The organism is Vibrio penaeicida, assembly GCF_002933855.1.
GTDB lineage: Bacteria > Pseudomonadota > Gammaproteobacteria > Enterobacterales > Vibrionaceae > Vibrio > Vibrio penaeicida_A.
The window spans coordinates 1-1,385 of sequence record NZ_BFAQ01000089.1 but is presented as its reverse complement, the minus strand read 5'-3'; the positions used below and the strand labels follow the sequence as shown (position 1 = coordinate 1,385).

1 protein-coding gene is annotated in these 1,385 nt (G+C 52.6%); it reads right to left on the bottom strand.

Features of this window, described 5'->3' with window-relative positions:
- A partial coding sequence (gene tssI / locus VPNCDNU1_RS28495; RefSeq protein WP_104403503.1) for a type VI secretion system tip protein TssI/VgrG occupies positions 1–1,385 on the bottom strand: 1,385 nt, incomplete at both ends.

The following is a 1,385-nucleotide window of genomic DNA, read 5'->3' as shown; positions in this document are numbered from 1 at the left end:
TTTTTCACATGGGTAAACTGGTCGTTGTCCACCGTATGATGTTCATCGTTGTGAATGTGAGTGGTGCTGTCGTTTTGCACATCCCGCTCTAAATCCTTCTGAGCATGCAGGTAGACTTTCTCGTTCTCGGCTTGGTCCTCAAAACTCAATTCATTGAAGCCGTCGCCTTGATGGGTTTCACTGCGGATAACGGTTTTGGTTTTGTTATCCGGCAAGGTATAAGGCGGAATATTGGTGGCGTGATAGGTGCGCCCAGTAATAATCGGCTGGTCAGGGTCACCATTTAAGAACGACACAATCACCTCATGCCCAATACGCGGTATCGCCATCATGCCGTATTGGCTGCCCGCCCATCCCTGAGAGACACGAACCCAGCACGAACTCAGCTCATCGCTGTTGGAATACCTATCCCACGGGAAATGGACTTTCACGCGCCCATGCTCATCACAGAAGATTTCTTCCCCTTCCGGTCCCACCACCGTCGCCATCATCGGACCATCGACTTGCGGCTTCGGGGTTGGCGTTGCGCGCCACTGGTGCTGAGCGGGAATGACTGTAAACGTGTTGCCATAAGTGGTGGCCCCGCTGCCGCCTTCCTCTTCCAAGGCTTGAGGCTGCTTGCCAGTGTGGGTTGCACTCACCACCAGCCAAGTGCGGTTACAACTCTCATCTAAATGGTCAGATAAGGTAAACTTGGTGCCCGCTTGCAGAGCAGGGTGGTTGCTTTGCCCTGTGGCAATGTGGGCAGTGCGGCGAAGGTAATCCAATCGATATTGACTGAACGCCCCGCCACTGTCGTCGTCTTTGTAGCGAGCAGGGGCATCGTAATGCTCATAGCCATCGCGTTGATGGCTCATCTCCTCGCCAAGCTGCTCTTGTTTAAAGGCGTAGGTGGGCTTCTTAAAGCTGTATTCTTGAAACTGAACGCTGGACACATCGGAGCGCACTCGCTCGGTAAGCCCAAAAACATAAGGGGTATCCATGGTGCCGCCGGCTAGCGCGTTATAAGGCACCGGAAACGGGTAGGTGTCGTAAGCTTGGGTGTCATCACAAAACACAATCGTGTGTTTGCTCGTCTGATGAACAAAGCGATAGACCAAGCCCTCTTCGGCGGCGAGGCGGTGCATAAAGTCCAAATCGGTTTCCCGATACTGAACACAAAACTCTCGGGGCAAGCAGGACCGTTTCAGGGAAAAGGCATAATCGTTGATGCCCATTTCCTGAAACAGCACAGACAGAATCTCAGGCACCGTTAAATCTTGAAAGATGCGACTGTTCTGACGCAAAGACAACCGTTCAATGGCGGGCACTAACGTCAGCGAATAAAAAGTGTGTTGATGCCCGGTGTCGCCTTTTGAAAAGGCACGGACAATGCCGTGAACACG